General features: G+C 55.5%; 17 protein-coding genes. 4 read left to right on the top strand and 13 right to left on the bottom strand.

Annotated elements, in window-relative coordinates:
- Nucleotides 1-75 precede the first annotated feature (75 nt).
- Nucleotides 76-1,140 (bottom strand): IS701 family transposase, encoded by a 1,065-nt coding sequence (locus MKZ35_RS13070; RefSeq protein ID WP_482511431.1) that lies wholly within the window; start codon nucleotides 1,138-1,140, stop codon nucleotides 76-78.
- 201 nt (nucleotides 1,141-1,341) lie between these two features.
- Here MKZ35_RS13070 and MKZ35_RS13075 point away from each other — a divergent pair, with 201 nt between their 5' ends.
- Nucleotides 1,342-1,851 carry an erythromycin esterase family protein gene (locus MKZ35_RS13075; protein ID WP_482513708.1) on the top strand — a complete coding sequence of 170 codons (510 nt, stop codon included), beginning with the start codon at nucleotides 1,342-1,344 and terminating at the stop codon, nucleotides 1,849-1,851.
- Nucleotides 1,832-2,359, top strand: a complete 528-nt coding sequence (locus MKZ35_RS13080; protein WP_482513709.1) for an erythromycin esterase family protein — start codon at nucleotides 1,832-1,834, stop codon at nucleotides 2,357-2,359. Before MKZ35_RS13075 ends, MKZ35_RS13080 begins: the two co-directional genes overlap by 20 nt.
- A 171-nt stretch (nucleotides 2,360-2,530) precedes the next feature.
- On the opposite strand, the gene MKZ35_RS13085 is transcribed toward MKZ35_RS13080, so the two are convergent.
- The 6 genes from MKZ35_RS13085 to amaB form a co-directional block, all read right to left on the bottom strand.
- Entirely contained in the window at nucleotides 2,531-3,046 is a 516-nt protein-coding gene (locus tag MKZ35_RS13085; protein WP_482513710.1) for a PaaI family thioesterase, read from the bottom strand.
- 28 nt (nucleotides 3,047-3,074) lie between these two features.
- Nucleotides 3,075-3,632, bottom strand: coding sequence for a PPC domain-containing DNA-binding protein (locus MKZ35_RS13090; RefSeq protein WP_482513711.1), 558 nt, complete (start codon nucleotides 3,630-3,632; stop codon nucleotides 3,075-3,077).
- Nucleotides 3,633-3,813: 181 nt separating this feature from the next.
- Entirely contained in the window at nucleotides 3,814-5,064 is a 1,251-nt protein-coding gene (locus tag MKZ35_RS13095) for a hypothetical protein (RefSeq protein WP_482513712.1), read from the bottom strand.
- On the bottom strand, nucleotides 5,061-5,819 hold the full coding sequence (locus MKZ35_RS13100) for a hypothetical protein (RefSeq protein ID WP_482513713.1): 759 nt from the start codon (nucleotides 5,817-5,819) through the stop codon (nucleotides 5,061-5,063). The genes MKZ35_RS13095 and MKZ35_RS13100 overlap by 4 nt, the downstream gene beginning before the upstream one ends.
- A 120-nt stretch (nucleotides 5,820-5,939) precedes the next feature.
- The gene (locus MKZ35_RS13105; RefSeq protein ID WP_482513714.1) at nucleotides 5,940-6,479 is read right to left on the bottom strand and encodes an RNA polymerase sigma factor; all 540 of its coding nucleotides are present in this window, start codon (nucleotides 6,477-6,479) and stop codon (nucleotides 5,940-5,942) included.
- 272 nt (nucleotides 6,480-6,751) lie between these two features.
- On the bottom strand, nucleotides 6,752-8,350 hold the full coding sequence (gene amaB, locus MKZ35_RS13110; RefSeq protein ID WP_482513715.1) for an L-piperidine-6-carboxylate dehydrogenase: 1,599 nt from the start codon (nucleotides 8,348-8,350) through the stop codon (nucleotides 6,752-6,754).
- Between the two features lie 263 nt (nucleotides 8,351-8,613).
- Here amaB and MKZ35_RS13115 point away from each other — a divergent pair, with 263 nt between their 5' ends.
- A complete protein-coding gene (locus MKZ35_RS13115) occupies nucleotides 8,614-8,736 on the top strand; it encodes a hypothetical protein (RefSeq protein ID WP_482513716.1) in 123 nt (40 codons plus the stop codon).
- A 3-nt stretch (nucleotides 8,737-8,739) separates the two neighbouring features.
- Nucleotides 8,740-9,039 (top strand): hypothetical protein, encoded by a 300-nt coding sequence (locus tag MKZ35_RS13120; RefSeq protein WP_482513717.1) that lies wholly within the window; start codon nucleotides 8,740-8,742, stop codon nucleotides 9,037-9,039.
- A 230-nt stretch (nucleotides 9,040-9,269) separates the two neighbouring features.
- Here MKZ35_RS13120 and MKZ35_RS13125 read toward each other — a convergent pair whose 3' ends face one another.
- From MKZ35_RS13125 to deoC, 6 genes are all read right to left on the bottom strand, one after another.
- Nucleotides 9,270-10,787, bottom strand: coding sequence for a Do family serine endopeptidase (locus tag MKZ35_RS13125; protein WP_482513718.1), 1,518 nt, complete (start codon nucleotides 10,785-10,787; stop codon nucleotides 9,270-9,272).
- 179 nt (nucleotides 10,788-10,966) lie between these two features.
- Entirely contained in the window at nucleotides 10,967-11,437 is a 471-nt protein-coding gene (locus tag MKZ35_RS13130; RefSeq protein ID WP_482513719.1) for an Hsp20/alpha crystallin family protein, read from the bottom strand.
- A gap of 299 nt (nucleotides 11,438-11,736) precedes the next feature.
- Complete coding sequence (locus MKZ35_RS13135) at nucleotides 11,737-12,567, bottom strand: hypothetical protein (RefSeq protein WP_482513720.1); 831 nt, start codon at nucleotides 12,565-12,567, stop codon at nucleotides 11,737-11,739.
- Nucleotides 12,568-12,658: 91 nt separating this feature from the next.
- Nucleotides 12,659-13,852: a M20 metallopeptidase family protein gene (locus tag MKZ35_RS13140; protein WP_482513721.1), complete on the bottom strand. Its 1,194-nt coding sequence runs from the start codon at nucleotides 13,850-13,852 to the stop codon at nucleotides 12,659-12,661.
- 98 nt (nucleotides 13,853-13,950) lie between these two features.
- Nucleotides 13,951-14,487, bottom strand: a complete 537-nt coding sequence (locus MKZ35_RS13145) for a sporulation protein (RefSeq protein WP_482513722.1) — start codon at nucleotides 14,485-14,487, stop codon at nucleotides 13,951-13,953.
- Complete coding sequence (gene deoC / locus MKZ35_RS13150; RefSeq protein ID WP_482513723.1) at nucleotides 14,468-15,145, bottom strand: deoxyribose-phosphate aldolase; 678 nt, start codon at nucleotides 15,143-15,145, stop codon at nucleotides 14,468-14,470. The genes MKZ35_RS13145 and deoC overlap by 20 nt, the downstream gene beginning before the upstream one ends.
- Between the last annotated feature and the right edge of the window lie 7 nt (nucleotides 15,146-15,152).

Below are 15,152 nucleotides of genomic sequence, written 5' to 3' on the forward strand. Positions count from 1 at the left end.
AATTGTGTTATTCCTGGCTTCTAGCAGATCATACGCGCAGAGTTCAGAGGAAATTACGTGACTTAATAACTGATGTTACGCACGGAGTAGGCCAAGTTGGTGGTACATGGCTTTGAGGCCCACGGCGTAGAGCTGGGCTTTGAGGCGAAAATGGCCCATCCCACACTTGAGTTTGAGTATCTCGAGCTTGGTGTAGGCCAGCACGGCCGCGAAGAAATGATTGGCCTGCGTGGTCAGGGTTTTGGTGGGCGATTTGCCCATGGAGGCATTCTGTTTGAGCGATTTATGATATTCTTCCACTTTCCACCGTCTCTGGTAAATCGCAGTCAACTGGGCCTGGTTCAAGTCGGTGTCGCTGCTGACCAGATATAACACGCCCTGGCTGCCGTCTTGGTTTGTCAAGACGTGCCTGCTCACCAGCACCGCCTCTTGGACGGCCCGCAAATAGACCCGCAGGGGCTGCGTATCGGGAAACACCAGCGTTTGCACGGCCTGAAACTGGCCTTGCGCCCGTGCCGCTTCGCTCAGGGCCACGGTGCGGGAGGATTCGAGGGCAAAGACGAAATGGTGGCCCAGGGCTCGCACCAAGCTCATGTTCTCGGCCGAGGCATACCAAGTATCGGCCAGCAGGTAGCGGTAAGCCACTTGTTGCTGGGCCACGCGCAGCATCTGCTGCAGGTACTCGTTCTTGGTAAAGGCACTTTGATAGCTGGTTTGCTGGGTCTTGGCATGGTAGACCGGGACCGTTTTGCGCACCAGCTCGACGGCCAGCGGCAGGGCCAACTCGCCGGCCTGGTAGAGCAGGCTGACGAAATTCAAGCCCTTCACGTAGCGCTGCTGGCTGTGGTCCCAGTGGGTGCAAATCAGCTCGTTGGCAGCGGTATGGGCCTTTTCCAGAATCGAATCGTCGACGATAAGCACCGCAAATTCCTCGGCTCCACGCTGGGCTTCGGCCTGGCGAATCAGCGGCTTGGCCGCTCGCCAAATAGCGGCCGAGCCCCACGCGGTGCTGCTCAGCCAGCGCGTGATCTGGTCGTGGCTCAAGGCCCCGTCTACCAGGCGCGACAAGCCCGTGGCCGTTGTCGGACCCGTCGAACTCAACAAATAATCCGTGTACAAGTCCAGCGTGCAAGTCGTCATAAGCGTAGTAAACGGGCAGAAGCCGACTCTGACTGCGTAACAGCAGTTAATAACTGTATTTCTCCTATTCAATACATCGAAGCAGGAAATGGCTTTAATGACTTAGGGGCCATAACCAAAGTGGTAGGTGATGCCCAGATAGTAGCCTTAGGGGAGTACACTCACGGGAGCCATGAGGTGTTCCAAATGAAGCACCGGCTCTTGGAATACCTCGTCACCCAGCAAGGCTTCACGACATTCGCTATCGAGGCCGATTATGCCTTTGGGCAAATTCTCAACGAGTACGTGCAGACGGGTGAAGGTGACTCGCTAACGGTACACAGCTCCGCGGGCTTCGCCATTTGGAACACAAAAGAATTTTGGGAGATGGTAGAGTGGATGCGGGCGTACAATCAACGTCATACGACCAAACTTCAATATGTCGGCATCGATATACAGAGTCCGTTTCCCAACTTATTTGCGTTAGAACATTATGCTCGACAACAGGCAGCTTCTGCGTTAAGCAAGCGGGTGATAACGCTGCGTAATCAGCATTTTGCTGTCAAGAAATCGTGGGGGAGTATACCAGCAGCCACCAAGCAGCGGCTACTACGCTCATCGGAGGAAATAGAACAGCACTTGCAGGCGGTGAATGCGCCAACTACTGTTAAACACAACGCCCGCGTTCTAAGCCAACTCGCAACTCGCTCGCTTGCTGCGGCAAGGTTTTAACGGAACAGCTCGTGATCAAGCAATGGCAAGCAACGTAGCATGGATCTTAGAACAAAGTCCAGCAGCTAGAGTAGTAGTTTGGGCTCATAATGAGCACATTAAAAAGTTAGATGGCTCTGAAAAAAGGATGGGTTATTACTTAGAACAACAGTTTGGCGCCTCCTATATCACTATTGGCTTTGCTACGGGCACAGGAACAGCAAGCACTTTTAAAGCAGATGGCACCTTTGTTTCTACTCCTTTGCAGGAGCCTATTTCCAACTCATTTGAACACTGGCTTGACCGTGCAAACGAACCAAATTTCCTATTAGACCTGAAAGCCATCGGAACTTCAATCCCTGAAGGTAACTGGCTAACACAAGCCAAGTATTTTCGGCTGATTGGCGCACGAGTGTTATCAGAAGAGCCTGATGGCCAATTTGTCTGGCATCGGCCTCTGCCTGATCTTTTTGATGCGCTCATCTACTTACATCAAACCTCCCCATCTCAAACTTGTAAGGCTAGGTAGCACACTAAAGCTATGCTGACAAAATAAGGCGCTACCAGAAGAGCGCCACGCTAGGTATGTTCCAGCAAGCGACCGAAAACTGCTATCATTCCGAGGTTGGGAGTACAACTACTCTTTTGTTAAATATCAGACGCTGACCCATTCGCATTTTCTCGCCTTTCCAAGAACGCGTTACCTCCTCTTCGCCCGAAACGACCACGTAATCCGAAAAACGGCTACCATATCGCCGACCTGATCGATTCCGGTGCTGGTGCAGACCACGGTGTGACCTTCGCCCGTGGCGCGGCTCTCGGCAATAGCCTGCCCAATTTGCCCCCCATCGGTGCTAGTGAAGCGGATGAGGCCCACAGCTTTTTTCGTAAACTCCGCCTCCAGCCCCGTTACCAGCATAGATACGGGCGAGCCGCTGCTGATGTGCATAAGCGCCAGCACCCCGCTGGCCATTTCGGCGGCCATGCTCAGGCAGGCAAAGTAAATGCTGCGAAAAGGGTTTTTGGTCAGGTATTTATATGGTACCGTTACGGTTGCCTGCTCCGGTGTCACGTCGCGCACGCGCAGCCCCGCCAGGTAAGCCATCGGTAAGCTGCGCAGCATAAACAGGCGCAGCTTCAGCGGGTTCTGAATGGCACGCCGGAAAGCAACAGCTTGGGGCGTATCGGCGGGCGCAACGGGCGAAGAAGACATCATAGCAATAAGATACTCGAACGATACTATTTTACGGCTTTTGAGCCTTGGTTGGCCGCGCCTTTTTGGCCTTACGCTCAGCTGGATAAACTACCAGCTCCTGATACGTAGAAACAGGGTCGGTCTCACGTCGGAAGTCCAGCTCTTCCAGCACTCCAATTACTAGCTCCATGGTGGTATAAACCAGATTTCCATCTGCTAAATGCCCCCCAATAGTCCGGCCCGTGGAATCAGCAACGGCCAAATGCAGATGGCTGCCATTCACGGAGAGCGTACCTACCAGCGACACCACCTCAAAATGGCCCTTGTACTCGGTAGGCTCAGACTGATTGGCGAGGCGCAACCGAACGGTTGTGAGGCTGCCGACGCTGGTAACTATAGTGGCCGCTTTCACCTGATGTGCCTGCGCGAAAGCCTGCAACTGCTCCCGTACATCCTGACCGGGCGCCAGGCGCAACGCATACGTGCGCATAGGCGACGACAGGGCAGATACGGCAGGGGAAGCAGGCGAAGACATAGCAGATTTGGTTTGGGCAGAAGCCGCTGGAACACCTAGTCCCAGCCAAAGCAAAGTAAGTAAAAGGCGCATACAGACGGGTTGGTAGCGCAAAGGTAGCCGCTGTCCAACAACGAAGATATTTTGCCCCCCAGCGGCGGATACGGCCTAAAAGTAAAGAGGAGAAAAACCAGCTCAAGCTGATTTTTCTCCGCTTCTCACTACCCTCCTGCACTCACCATCAGAACGATAGTGATGAGGGCGTTGCAGCGCCCTATTTATTAAAGCTTACGTTGCCGTAGCGCACTTTGATGTTTACGTTGCCCGAATTTTTGGCGCTGGCTCCCCCAAACTTGCCTTGCGTATCGCTGGCAGTGGAGCTGCTTTCTTCCGACCGGACACGCACTAGGTCTTTATCTACCAACAGTTTGCCGTGCTGGGTATTTACATCGAAGTCAAAGCCGGCACCTTCCGAGAAATTCAGCAGGAAAGTGCTGTAGCCACCATCCAAATTGATCTGGCGGAAGTTTTTGCCCGTGTTGCGAACCTCGAAAACGGGGCAGTACTGCACCTTCATATCCAGCTGGTCATTAAGCTGATCAATACTGAATTTGGAGAAGCCCGATGAGCCGCGCAGGTTCCGAACGGTGCCCAGCGCCACGTCGCCGTACTTGCTATGCACCGTTAGGTCGCGCACCGTGCCAATGTCGATATCGGAGTAGTTGTTGCGCAAGTCTACTACCTCACCGGCATCTAAGCGGAGCTTGGAATAGGAAGCATCGATGCTGGCTTTGCCGGCAAAAGCAATAGTACTTTGGCCATTACCTACGCGCAACAGGTTCTGCGGACCATCCAGGCGACTCGTGCGTAGGGTGCCATATTCTACCGCCAGCTCCGTGGAGCCCGTCAGATCGTTATTGATGCTGATGTCGCCAAAGATATTGTACACGCGTAAAGGCGTGTTTTTGGGCAGCCACACAGTGTAGTTCACCTCGTAAAGCCGCTGCCGGCTGGCACAGCCCTTCGGCATGGCCCCAAACTTCGACTGCACTGCGATGCCGCCCGTAGCCGGATCGTTTTCCAGCATCCTGACCTGAATCATATTCATCAGCTCCTGCGCTTTTTCGTCCGAATCGGCGCGGGTAATGATGTCGACGTCCGTACGAATCTCGGCCCGGTTCCAGGTATTGATCTGGACGCGCCCGTAGCGGGTTTGCAGATAGTAGGGGCGGTCGGCGCGGGCCGCAAAGGTGCGGCTCAGCTTGCGGCTTTTTTCCACGGCGGGCATGGCGCCCATCTCTTGCTGGCCCTGGCTGCCTTGCTGCACTGGCGCAGTAGAAGGCGGAGCACCACCTTGCTGCCACACGCTAGGCTGGTTGGTGCCCGTCGCTTGATTATAATGATCAATGACAACACTCACCGGCTCCAGCGAGGGAAGCTGGATAGCTTGCCCTTGCGCAGCTGGTATCAGGCTTGTAGCCAGAAACAACAGACAATATGTAGAAACCATCAGGACCGTTTTCATCGCTTGCGACTGTTTTTGGCCACTACCGGCTCATCAGCGTGGTACTCCAGAATCCGTTCGCGGGTGCGCAGCTGCTGGTTTAAGATATCAACTCTGATTTGCAGATTACGATTCATGGCATCGAGCACCATATCCGGCTCGGGGTTGCGGTATAACTCGGTTTTGAGCTGCGCATACGTCGAGTCGAGCGCGGCTAACTCCCGTTGCCAATCGGCGGCGGGGGCATTAGAAGTCTCTTCTTCCAGCTGGCGTAGCTCGCCGGCCCGTTCTTTAATCTGCGAGGCGAAGTAGGTTTCCATCTGCTTCACGGCCGTGTTCAGGCGCTGGATGGGCGCATTGGCGGCGGCCGTAGCTACAGGGTTGGTTCCGAAATAAAAAGAGTCGTTAGTTTCTTCTTCAGTAGGAGCCGTGGTAAGGTAAGGCACAGGACTTGGACTTATGCTCGTCCAGGCAGAAGTAGCTTGCGAAGCGGAATGTTGCCAGAAAAGCCCCCCACCGGCTACTACCGTAATGGCAATAGCGGCGGCAATCCCAAAGCGGCCACTCCAGGGGGCGTTTTTGGCTGGTATCATTGGCTCGGGGGCCAGTTTTATCACGCGCAAGGGCACTTCCTCTTCCGTTTCATCGAATGCCACAGAGGGCGTTGTCAGCTCCTCTTCGATGCTGTCCCACAGATCGGGGCGCGGCTCGAACGCGTCGAAGTCGGCGCGGTGCTGCTCTACGAAAGCTTCCAGTGTTTTCTTATTCTCGTTCATACAGGTGGTTATTCGCACGTTTCTTCCCTTCCGACCGTGACCCGCTTGCAAGTGGGTGGAGCGTCAGTCCGGCCGGCTTCTCCAACACTTACTAGGTGCTTTACAATCCGTGCTGGCGCCCTAGTTCCAGCAATTTTTTCGGGCCCTGCTATACTGTGATTTGGAGGTTGATTCGGTTATATTCAGAATACTTGCTATTTCGGCGTGGTCGTAGCCTTCGAGCAGGTATAAGGAGAGGACTACGCGGTAGCCATCGGGTAGTTCCTGTATGCAGCGGCGCAATCGGTCGGCCCGCCAACTCACTTCCGCAAAGTCGGTGTCGTCGTCTTGGTCGGAGCCTACCGAATCGTGCTGCTCGGCCAGCGGCACCAGCTGTAAGCGCCGATTGCGCAGGCAGTTGATGCTTTTGTTGATGACGATGCGCTTGAGCCAGCTCCCGAACGACGAGTCGCCTTTGTAGCTATGCAACTCGCGAAACGCGCTCAGAAACGACTCCTGCAACACGTCTTCGGCCTCGGCAAAGTCGCCGGTAATGCGCAGGGAGGCATTGAACATAGCCTTCGCATAGCGCTTATAGATCTCGGCCTGAGCGCGACGGTCGCCCAAACGACAACGCTCCACCAATGGGGCGTTGATATCAGTATACGCAAAAGCCTCCATGTGCGGTATTTGGGTTGTGCAGGGTCAGAAATAGTAGTCCGTGAATATCCGAATTTCTTCGCTAAACTCCTCGTTCTGATGGGTAAGCGAGAGAAAGACAAAGGACTAGAAGGTGAGGTTGCACGGCATGGCAATCATGCTAAAAAGGCAATCGTGCCGAGGCGGTCATGCTGAGCGGAGCGAAGCATCTCGCCAGCGGTAGTAGGATTAGTAACCTACCGTCAGCACGCGAGATGCTTCGCTCCGCTCAGCATGACCGCCTTAGTGGTCGCCTACACGTCAAACTTGATTCCCTGAGCCAGCGGCAGCTCACGCGAGTAGTTGATGGTATTCGTTTGCCGGCGCATATAGATTTTCCAGGCGTCGGAGCCGGACTCGCGGCCGCCGCCGGTTTCTTTTTCACCGCCGAATGCGCCCCCGATTTCGGCACCGGAAGTGCCAATATTGACGTTGGCAATGCCGCAGTCGGAGCCAGACTGGGCCAGGAATGCTTCGGCCTCGCGCATGTTCAGGGTAAAAATGCTCGATGACAGTCCTTGCCGGACGCCGTTTTGCAAGGCAATAGCAGCCTCCACGTCGCCGCTGTATTTAATCAGATACAGAATGGGCGCGAAGGTTTCTTCCTGCACCGTGTGGTAATGGTTTTCGGCTTCGACCAAAGCGGGCTGCACATAATTGCCCCCCGGATATTGGTCGCCAGTCAGAATTTGCCCCCCAATCAGCAATTTGCCTCCCTCCTGCTGCACTGCTTCCAGCGCTTCGCTGAACCCGCGTACGGCCGCCTCGTCAATCAGCGGACCGACCAAGGTGCCTTCCATTAGCGGGTTACCAATGGGAAGCTTGGGGTAAATAGTGAGCAAGCGCTGCTTCACGTCCTCAAACAACGACTCGTGAATGATAAGGCGGCGCGTAGTGGTGCAGCGCTGCCCGGCCGTGCCCACGGCCCCGAACACCACGGCCCGCATGGCAATATCCAGGTCGGCGTGCTCGGTGAGGATAATGGCATTATTGCCCCCCAGCTCCAGCAAAGCCCGGCCCAAACGGGCTCCAACCACTTCACCTACCTTCTTGCCCATACGAGTAGAGCCCGTGGCCGACACCAGCGGCACGCGCCCGTCGGCAGCCATGAGCTGCCCGATTTCGGCGTCGCCGATGATGACGTTGAAAATGCCCTCTGGTAGTTCGTTTTCCTTCAACACATCCCGGATGATATGCTGCACGGCCACCGCTACCAGCGGCGTTTTCTCCGAGGGCTTCCAGATGCTCACGTCGCCGCAGACGGCGGCCAGCATGGCATTCCAGCTCCAGACGGCCACCGGGAAGTTGAAAGCTGAGATAATGCCGACCACGCCCAGCGGGTGGTACTGGTCGTACATGCGGTGGGCGGGGCGCTCCGAATGCATGGTAAAGCCGTGCAGCTGGCGCGACAGGCCCACGGCAAAGTCGCAGATGTCAATCATTTCCTGCACTTCGCCTAAGCCTTCCTGCAGGATTTTGCCCATCTCGTAGCTCACCAGCTTGCCCAGCGGCTCCTTGTATTCGCGCAGCTTATTACCGATCTGGCGCACCACCTCGCCACGCTTGGGCGCAGGCACCAGCCGCCAGGTTTGGAAAGCTTGTTGGGCCGTCTGTACTACCTGTTCGTAATCTTGGGCCGTAGCGAAACGCACGTTGGCAATGAGCTTGCCATCAGCAGGTGAGTGAATAGCGCGCTGCTTTCCGTTGGCCGCACCGCCCCAAACGAGGCCGGTGCTGAAGGCGGCGTTATTGGCCTGCACGCCTAGCTCCTGTAATACTTGCCGGATGCCGTGGTGGTCGTGGTCCTGCACGTCGGTGTGAGTGGCGGTGGCTTCTTCGAGGGCTTGTTTCATGGGATGTATGGGATAAAAAAGTAGCGGTATCAGAAGACGCGGGGGTAGCCCGGCGTTAGGCAAAGCTACTAAACCTTCGTTCGTTCAACGAAGCCTCACCTCCTAGTCGACCTCTCCTAGGGTAGAGGGAAACTACCTTGTATTTTTTAGAATTAGTTCTCCCTCTTCCCTAGAGTCAGCCCGAGGCGGTTTGCAGGACTGACTGCCCCATCCGGCACCGGCTCAGCTTAGTAGTTTCGGCATCAGTCATGTAAGTTTGCGCCGTGACACTTTCTGCTCCCGCTTACGCTGATTATCTGAGTCTTACTTATCGCCCCGACCTACGGGTGATAGTGCTGCGCTGGCTGCGCGATGTGTCGCTGCCGGAGTTGCAAGCAGGCCACTAGGCGGTGGGGGCCCTGGCCCTGCACCACGCGGCTACCGCCTGGTTTGTGGACGTGCGGCGGCGACAGTTCGTCAATGAGGCTCATTCGCGGTGGGTGGGCGACGTGTTCCTGCCCCAGGCCACGGCCTTTCTGCCCGCCACAACACTGCGCGTTGCCTACCTGATGTCACCCAGCCGCCAGCAAGCCTTGGCCCAACCCAACTTGCGGGCCACCATCGCACGGGCCCAAAACCCCTACCAACACTACCGGCTGCGCGTTTTCCTCAACGAAGCATCGGCTATAGCTTGGCTGACGGAAAGCTAACCGTGCGGCGAGGCGATACAAACACGCCGCTCCCCAACACATGCGGCAAGTAAGCAACATAAAAAAGCCCCCTAGACTAGTCTGGGGGCTTTTTATTTGGAACGTCATGCTGACGAGAGGAAGCATCTCTATTGACTAGTAATCAATGCTTCTGCAACGAAGCGGGAGAGATGCTTCGATAAGCTCAGCATGACCGTCTGTTCGTTATTGCGGTTGCGCGATTACAACCCCTACTCCGCCTGCCCAATCGGGTAATAGGCTTTGCGGCCGTCCGGATAAATGCCTTCTACCAGGGCGCCATCGCCGTTTTTGGCAATCTCCAGCAAGCGTTGCACATCCTGGGGCTTGGTTACTTTGTTCTTATCGATGCGCGTGATGATGAAGCCATCGGCAATGCCAGTCTGGCGGAAGTTGCTGTCGCGGATACCCTTGATTTTGGCCCCGCCTTCTATACCAAGCTTGCTCTTCTCCTGGCTAGTGACCGGCTCCAGCGTAGCACCTTCGTACTTCACCGCCTTGATTACGTCGGCCCGCACCACATCGGTAGTGCCGGTAGCATTGCGAAGCGTGGTCGTGGCAGTGCGCTCGTTGTTGCCACGCAGGAAGGCTACTTTAATCTTGTCGCCGGGGCGGTAGCGCGCTACCTGCTCCTGCAGTTGGGAAGAAGTATTCACTTTCGCGCCGTTGATTTCGGTAATCACGTCGCCTTTCTCCAAACCAGCGGCGGCGGCGGCGCTATTTTCGCTCAGCTCCTCCACGTACACGCCGTTCAGGTTCTTGAGCTTTTTCTCAGCGGCCAACCGGGCATCTACTTCCCGAATCTGGACGCCGAGCAAGGCCCGCTGCACCACTTTATACTTCAACAGGTCGTCTACTACCTTGCTCACGATGCTGCTGGGCACGGCGAAAGAGTAGCCCTCGAAATTGCCGCTCTGCGAGGCAATAGCCGAGTTGATACCCACTAAATCACCGTTTAGATTCACCAGCGCGCCACCCGAGTTGCCCCGGTTCACTACGGCATCGGTTTGCAGAAACGACTCAAGTCCCATACGGTCTTCGCGCTGCAAGATGCCAATGTTGCGGCCTTTGGCGGAAATAATACCAGCCGTCACGGTAGAGTTCAGGTTGAACGGGTTGCCGATGGCCAGCACCCACTCCCCTACTTTCACGTTGTCGGAGTTGCCGTAGCGCACAAAGGGCAGGTTATCAGCTTGCACCTTCAATAGGGCCAAGTCGGTCGTGGGGTCAGTGCCCACCAGCTCCGCCTTATACTTGCGCTTATCGTCGAGTACTACCTCAATCTTATCGGCCTTATCAATCACATGATTATTCGTGACGATGTAGCCGTTAGCAGCAATGATAACCCCCGAGCCCGAACCCATTTGGGGGCCTTGCGCCCGGCCGCTTCCACCACCGTGATATTGTTCGAAATCTTCGCCGAAGAACTGACGCAATAGCGGGTCCATACGCTCGGAACCAGCGTTGCTGCGCATTTTGGGCGCATACTCGGTCATTACGTGCACCACGGCCGGCGTCACCGACGAAGCGGCTGCTACGAAGTTCAGGCCCTCCGGCACTACATAATCACTATTGCGCAGCTCACTGGTATAGCGCACATTGGGGTCGGCGGCTACTACCTGCGGGGCGTTGGTGTTTGTAGGCTCTAGTAGCTTGTACCCGCCCACGGCCACGCCCCCGCCCAGAATGGCAGAACCGAGCAGACCGAGCATCATTTGTTTTGCTTGCATGGGGTTGAAACGAGGATTGGAGAGGAAGATGAATTTAAAGCAAAAAAAGGTACGATTCAACTGCGAATCCACCATCGACTATAAGATGCAACGTAACGAAGGGAAGTTGCTTATAGGTACAACATGGCAGGTTCAAAAAAAGGCTCCAATTGCGGAGCCTTTTTTTGAACCTGCCATGCTTAGCGCACCTCAATGTGGTGCTTGGTCACTTTTTTGTTATCGAAAGGCAATCGAACACGCAGGATGCCGTCGGTCATTTCAGCTCCAATAGCCGCCACATCTACCGTCTCGGGTAAGCGGAAAGTGCGGGTGAAATTGCCATAGCTGGTTTCCAAGCGACGGAACCGGGGGGCATTTTGCGACTCACTCTCTTCAGGTTCAGCCGTTTCGGGAGCTGGAACTCTACGCTCGCCGCTGATAATTAGCCTGCCCTCCTGAATGTCAATTTGGACAGCTTCTTTGGCTACGCCAGGCAGCGCTAGGTGCAGCTCAAAGCCAGCCTCCAATTCAAGGATGTCGGCCTGAGGAATAAAGGATTTGGCCGGCTCAGTGGCAGTTGGCAGCGTGTCGCGCAGCAGTTCATTCAATACGGTGTTGAAAGCGCGGGTTGGGCGAGTAGCCGGACGGTTGTTATACAGAATTGTAGCCATGGTAACGGATGTTTTTAGAAGTCAAAGTGAAGACCGCTTTTGCAGCGGCGACACTCTCATTCTATAAAATCTGTACCAACCACATGAGCGGGTTCAGGTAAAGACAAAATGTCTTATTTCGGAAATACGAAGCTGATACTATAACCTGATTATTTTTATAATACATCTTTAAAGCTATTATGAACAGCTTTCTACATTAACCCACAAAAGACATAATGTCATTCTGCAGGTACAAGATAGCGGAGCCACCACGACCAGGGTACCGCACATGCCAGTGCCTGGCCGGCGATTTGTTTGCCCTAGTAGTGCGTAGGCAGCTGCCGCCTCTCCGGGCTGCTGACCTGCTTGCCGACCGTCAGGCGCATATCTAAGCCTACAACCGGCGCCACGGCGCGGCTATTGCCGCCCGCGATAGTGACGTTGCCGTTGTTATCATACTGCGGCAGGGCAACGTAGTAGCTGTTTTGCCAGGAAAACCAGGGCGTAAAATCCAGGCGCGGCGAGACGCGGACGCCCACCTCCCCGCGCAGCTCCGTAAAGTCCAGAAAGGGCTCTTTAGCTTCGTATTCTTCCCGCTGAAACCGCAGGTAAGCAACAGGCTCAAAAGCGATGCGCGGCCGCAAAGCCAGTCCACCGGTCCCAAGCGGGAATACCCGATCCACATCCAGACGCAAGCTGGCCAGGAAGCGGCTGGCGTCCGCCTGGTCGAGGGGCCGAAAGTAGCTCACGCCCAGCCGCTGCCGAAAGTTGATAGTGCCAAACGTATTCCAGTGCCGCCCGAATACTTCTGGCACGAGGTAGTACGCCGGGCTAATATCATCAAACCAGTTGGTACTATAAAACCGCAGGCGCTGGCCCATCAGCGTAGCGCCCCAGCTCCAAGCAGGAGTAAAAAAGTGCTCGTAACCCACTTTAAGCTGACTGCCCGGAAACAAGGGAATATCTGCCAGCGGCGTGGTGGAATGCTGGAGGGCAACAGCCCCGAATACGTAGTCGTTGCCGGTGAGGGGCACCTCCAGTTGAGCCTGGGGCTGGAGCAGCGTATAGGACCGGGTACGCTGCTGGGCCTTAGTCGGGGCCGCCCAAGCCAAGAAGATGGCCGCTACGAGCCCACTAAAAACAAAGCGCATCTGTTTTTTTTAATTGGCCTTGCACCAGGAACGGAGTGGCACTCTGCTTTTGGTACAAGGCCGTTAATTGAAAATTTAAAAATTGGTCGGCCTATTCCTCCAACTCGCGCAACGTAAGCCAAGCCATAAGCCCAGGACCAATTTCGAGCGCTTTGGGGTCGATGTCGAAGGTAGGCGTATGGACCGAGGACGTGTGGCGACCGTCGGGAGCGCTAGTGCCGAGGCGGTAAAAACAGGCATCGGCGTGCTGGGAGAAATAGGCAAAATCCTCGGCGGCCATCCATTGATCCAGCTCAACCACGTTTTCGGCACCTAAATACTCCTCGGCAGCGGCGCGGGTACGGGCCGTTAGTTGCGGCTCGTTTTCGAGGTAAGGATAGCCCCGGCGAATTTCCAGCTCGCAGGTGGCGCCCATCGATTCGGCTATGCCTTCCACCAGCTTACGCAGATGTATGTGGGCCTCGCTGCGCCATTCTTCATTGAGGGTGCGAAAAGTGCCCTCCACGTACACCTCATTCGGAAGCACGTTGGTAGCGCCATTCGCAATGACTTTACCAAATGATAGCACCGAAGGCAGCTTGGGATTAGCACGGCGGCTCACAATCTGTTGGGCCGCGACGATAATATGAGCCGTAACCAGCACTGGATCAATATTCTGCTCGGGCATGGCACCGTGGCCGCCCTTGCCGCGCACGGTCATGTACAGCTCGTCGGTGCTGGCCATGTAGCGACCCGGCCGCAGCCCAATTTTACCCGCTGGCAGCCGCGGAAATACGTGCTGACCAAGTACACTGGCCGGAACGGGGTTTTCCAATACGCCTTCCTTTATCATCAACGACGCGCCACCAGGCAGCTTTTCCTCGCCGGGCTGAAAAATCAGCTTTACGGTACCCTCAAACTCAGTGCGCAATTGAGTCAGAATACGGGCCGTTCCCAGCAGGGACGAGGTGTGTACATCGTGGCCGCAGGCGTGCATCACGCCCGCATTGGTGGAGCGATAAGGCACCTCATTGGTCTCCTGAATGGGCAACGCATCCATATCGGCGCGCAGGGCTACGGTGCGGCTACCAGGATTTTTGCCTTCGATAAGAGCTACCACGCCCGTATTAGCCAGCGGTTGCGGAATCAAACCAAGCTTTTTTAGCTCCGCCGTGACAAAAGCTGCCGTGTTTACCTCCTCAAAAGAAAGCTCAGGATGCGCGTGCAGGTGCTCACGCAGAGCAACCGTTTCGGCGGCAGCGGCAGCAGCCAGCTGTTGAATGCGGGAAAGTAAGCTCTGATTCACGGAAAGGAAGTTATGTTCTCTGGTAGCTGGTAGTCAGGCTTCACCAAGCGAAAACATGATAAAGCCTAGTAAGTATTCAAGTGTTTAGCCTTGGCAGCCTAGAACCGGGTTTTGTTCAGCACCACTTGCGCCGGCTGCAGCTGGGATTTCGGCGCCAGCGGCTTAATGCGCAACATGGCCTGCTCGGCCTCCAAACGGGTGAGATAATCACCAATAAGAAGACGATACGTTGGCTGCTTGAACGTTATATAGTCCGTTTCATCGGGGTAGCGACTGATTACGGCGCGGCGGATGGCCATCACCTGCTCGCGCTCCAGACCCACATAAGCCAGAATGCGGTAGCCCTGAGCATACTTTACGTTCAGGTTCGTGACGGCCTGATCGCGGAGGCGCTGGTCAATCTGGCTGTTCACGTGGTTCGCAGGCATTACGGCGGGCTTGGCCCCAACAGGTTTAGCAGTAGCCGCGGGCGACGTGAACACGGGCCGGTAGCGGCTCAGATCTTCGGCAGGAGCCGACTCGCGCCGACGGGTAGTATCAGGAGTGGCCGTCTTGCTTACCGGCCCCGATGTCGCGCACGAAGCCAGCGAGAGTAAAGCCGAAAACAAAAACACGTTACGTAGCAGGAATTTCATCTTCTTTCAGCAGAACCAAACTATTGGAGGAACCTATCCGGTGGGCACCAGCCGCCAGCAGTGCCAGTGCCGCTACTCGGGTCCGAATGCCGCCCGCAGCTTTTATGCGGACTCTGGGGGGCAAATGGTCGCGCATCAAGGTAATGTCGGCCACGGATGCCCCACGGGCCGCAAAGCCAGTTGACGTTTTGACAAAATCGGCTCCTACTGCCGCGCAGATGCGGCAGGCAGATATTATTTCTTCTTCCGTCAGCAGGGCCGTTTCGATAATTACTTTCAAAAGTGCGTTTTTGAAGTGACACAGCTCCACCAATTGACCAATCTCGTCTTCTACTTCCTCTACTCTACCCGACTTGAAGGCACCGATATTCATGACCATGTCAATCTCAGTAGCGCCATCGTTGAGTGCCTGGTGAGCCTCAAAAAACTTGACTTTGGTGATTTGATAACCCAACGGAAAGCCGACCACGGTACACACCGGAATTGCCCCCCGCAGCTGCTCGGCGGCAAAACGCACGTAGCAAGGCGGCACACACACAGTAGCTAATTTAAACTGCACTGCTTCGGCACATAATTGGGCTATTTCATTGGGCGTGGCATCAGGGCGCAATAGGGTATGATCGATGGAGGCGGCAAGCTGGGTAATAGGAAGGCTCATAAACCGA

This window comes from Hymenobacter sp. R533113 (assembly GCF_056835965.1).

Bases quoted from the DNA above. Each gene is read 5' to 3' on its own strand.
- deoC (WP_482513723.1), bottom strand. From the start codon at position 15,145: ATGAGCCTTCCTATTACCCAGCTTGCCGCCTCCATCGATCATACCCTA.
- MKZ35_RS13090 (WP_482513711.1), bottom strand. From the start codon at position 3,632: ATGCGCCTTTTACTTACTTTGCTTTGGCTGGGACTAGGTGTTCCAGCG.
- MKZ35_RS13105 (WP_482513714.1), bottom strand. From the start codon at position 6,479: ATGGAGGCTTTTGCGTATACTGATATCAACGCCCCATTGGTGGAGCGT.
- MKZ35_RS13145 (WP_482513722.1), bottom strand. From the start codon at position 14,487: ATGAAATTCCTGCTACGTAACGTGTTTTTGTTTTCGGCTTTACTCTCG.
- MKZ35_RS13085 (WP_482513710.1), bottom strand. From the start codon at position 3,046: ATGATGTCTTCTTCGCCCGTTGCGCCCGCCGATACGCCCCAAGCTGTT.
- MKZ35_RS13100 (WP_482513713.1), bottom strand. From the start codon at position 5,819: ATGAACGAGAATAAGAAAACACTGGAAGCTTTCGTAGAGCAGCACCGC.
- MKZ35_RS13130 (WP_482513719.1), bottom strand. From the start codon at position 11,437: ATGGCTACAATTCTGTATAACAACCGTCCGGCTACTCGCCCAACCCGC.
- MKZ35_RS13070 (WP_482511431.1), bottom strand. From the start codon at position 1,140: ATGACGACTTGCACGCTGGACTTGTACACGGATTATTTGTTGAGTTCG.
- MKZ35_RS13135 (WP_482513720.1), bottom strand. From the start codon at position 12,567: ATGCGCTTTGTTTTTAGTGGGCTCGTAGCGGCCATCTTCTTGGCTTGG.
- MKZ35_RS13125 (WP_482513718.1), bottom strand. From the start codon at position 10,787: ATGCAAGCAAAACAAATGATGCTCGGTCTGCTCGGTTCTGCCATTCTG.
- MKZ35_RS13095 (WP_482513712.1), bottom strand. From the start codon at position 5,064: ATGAAAACGGTCCTGATGGTTTCTACATATTGTCTGTTGTTTCTGGCT.
- amaB (WP_482513715.1), bottom strand. From the start codon at position 8,350: ATGAAACAAGCCCTCGAAGAAGCCACCGCCACTCACACCGACGTGCAG.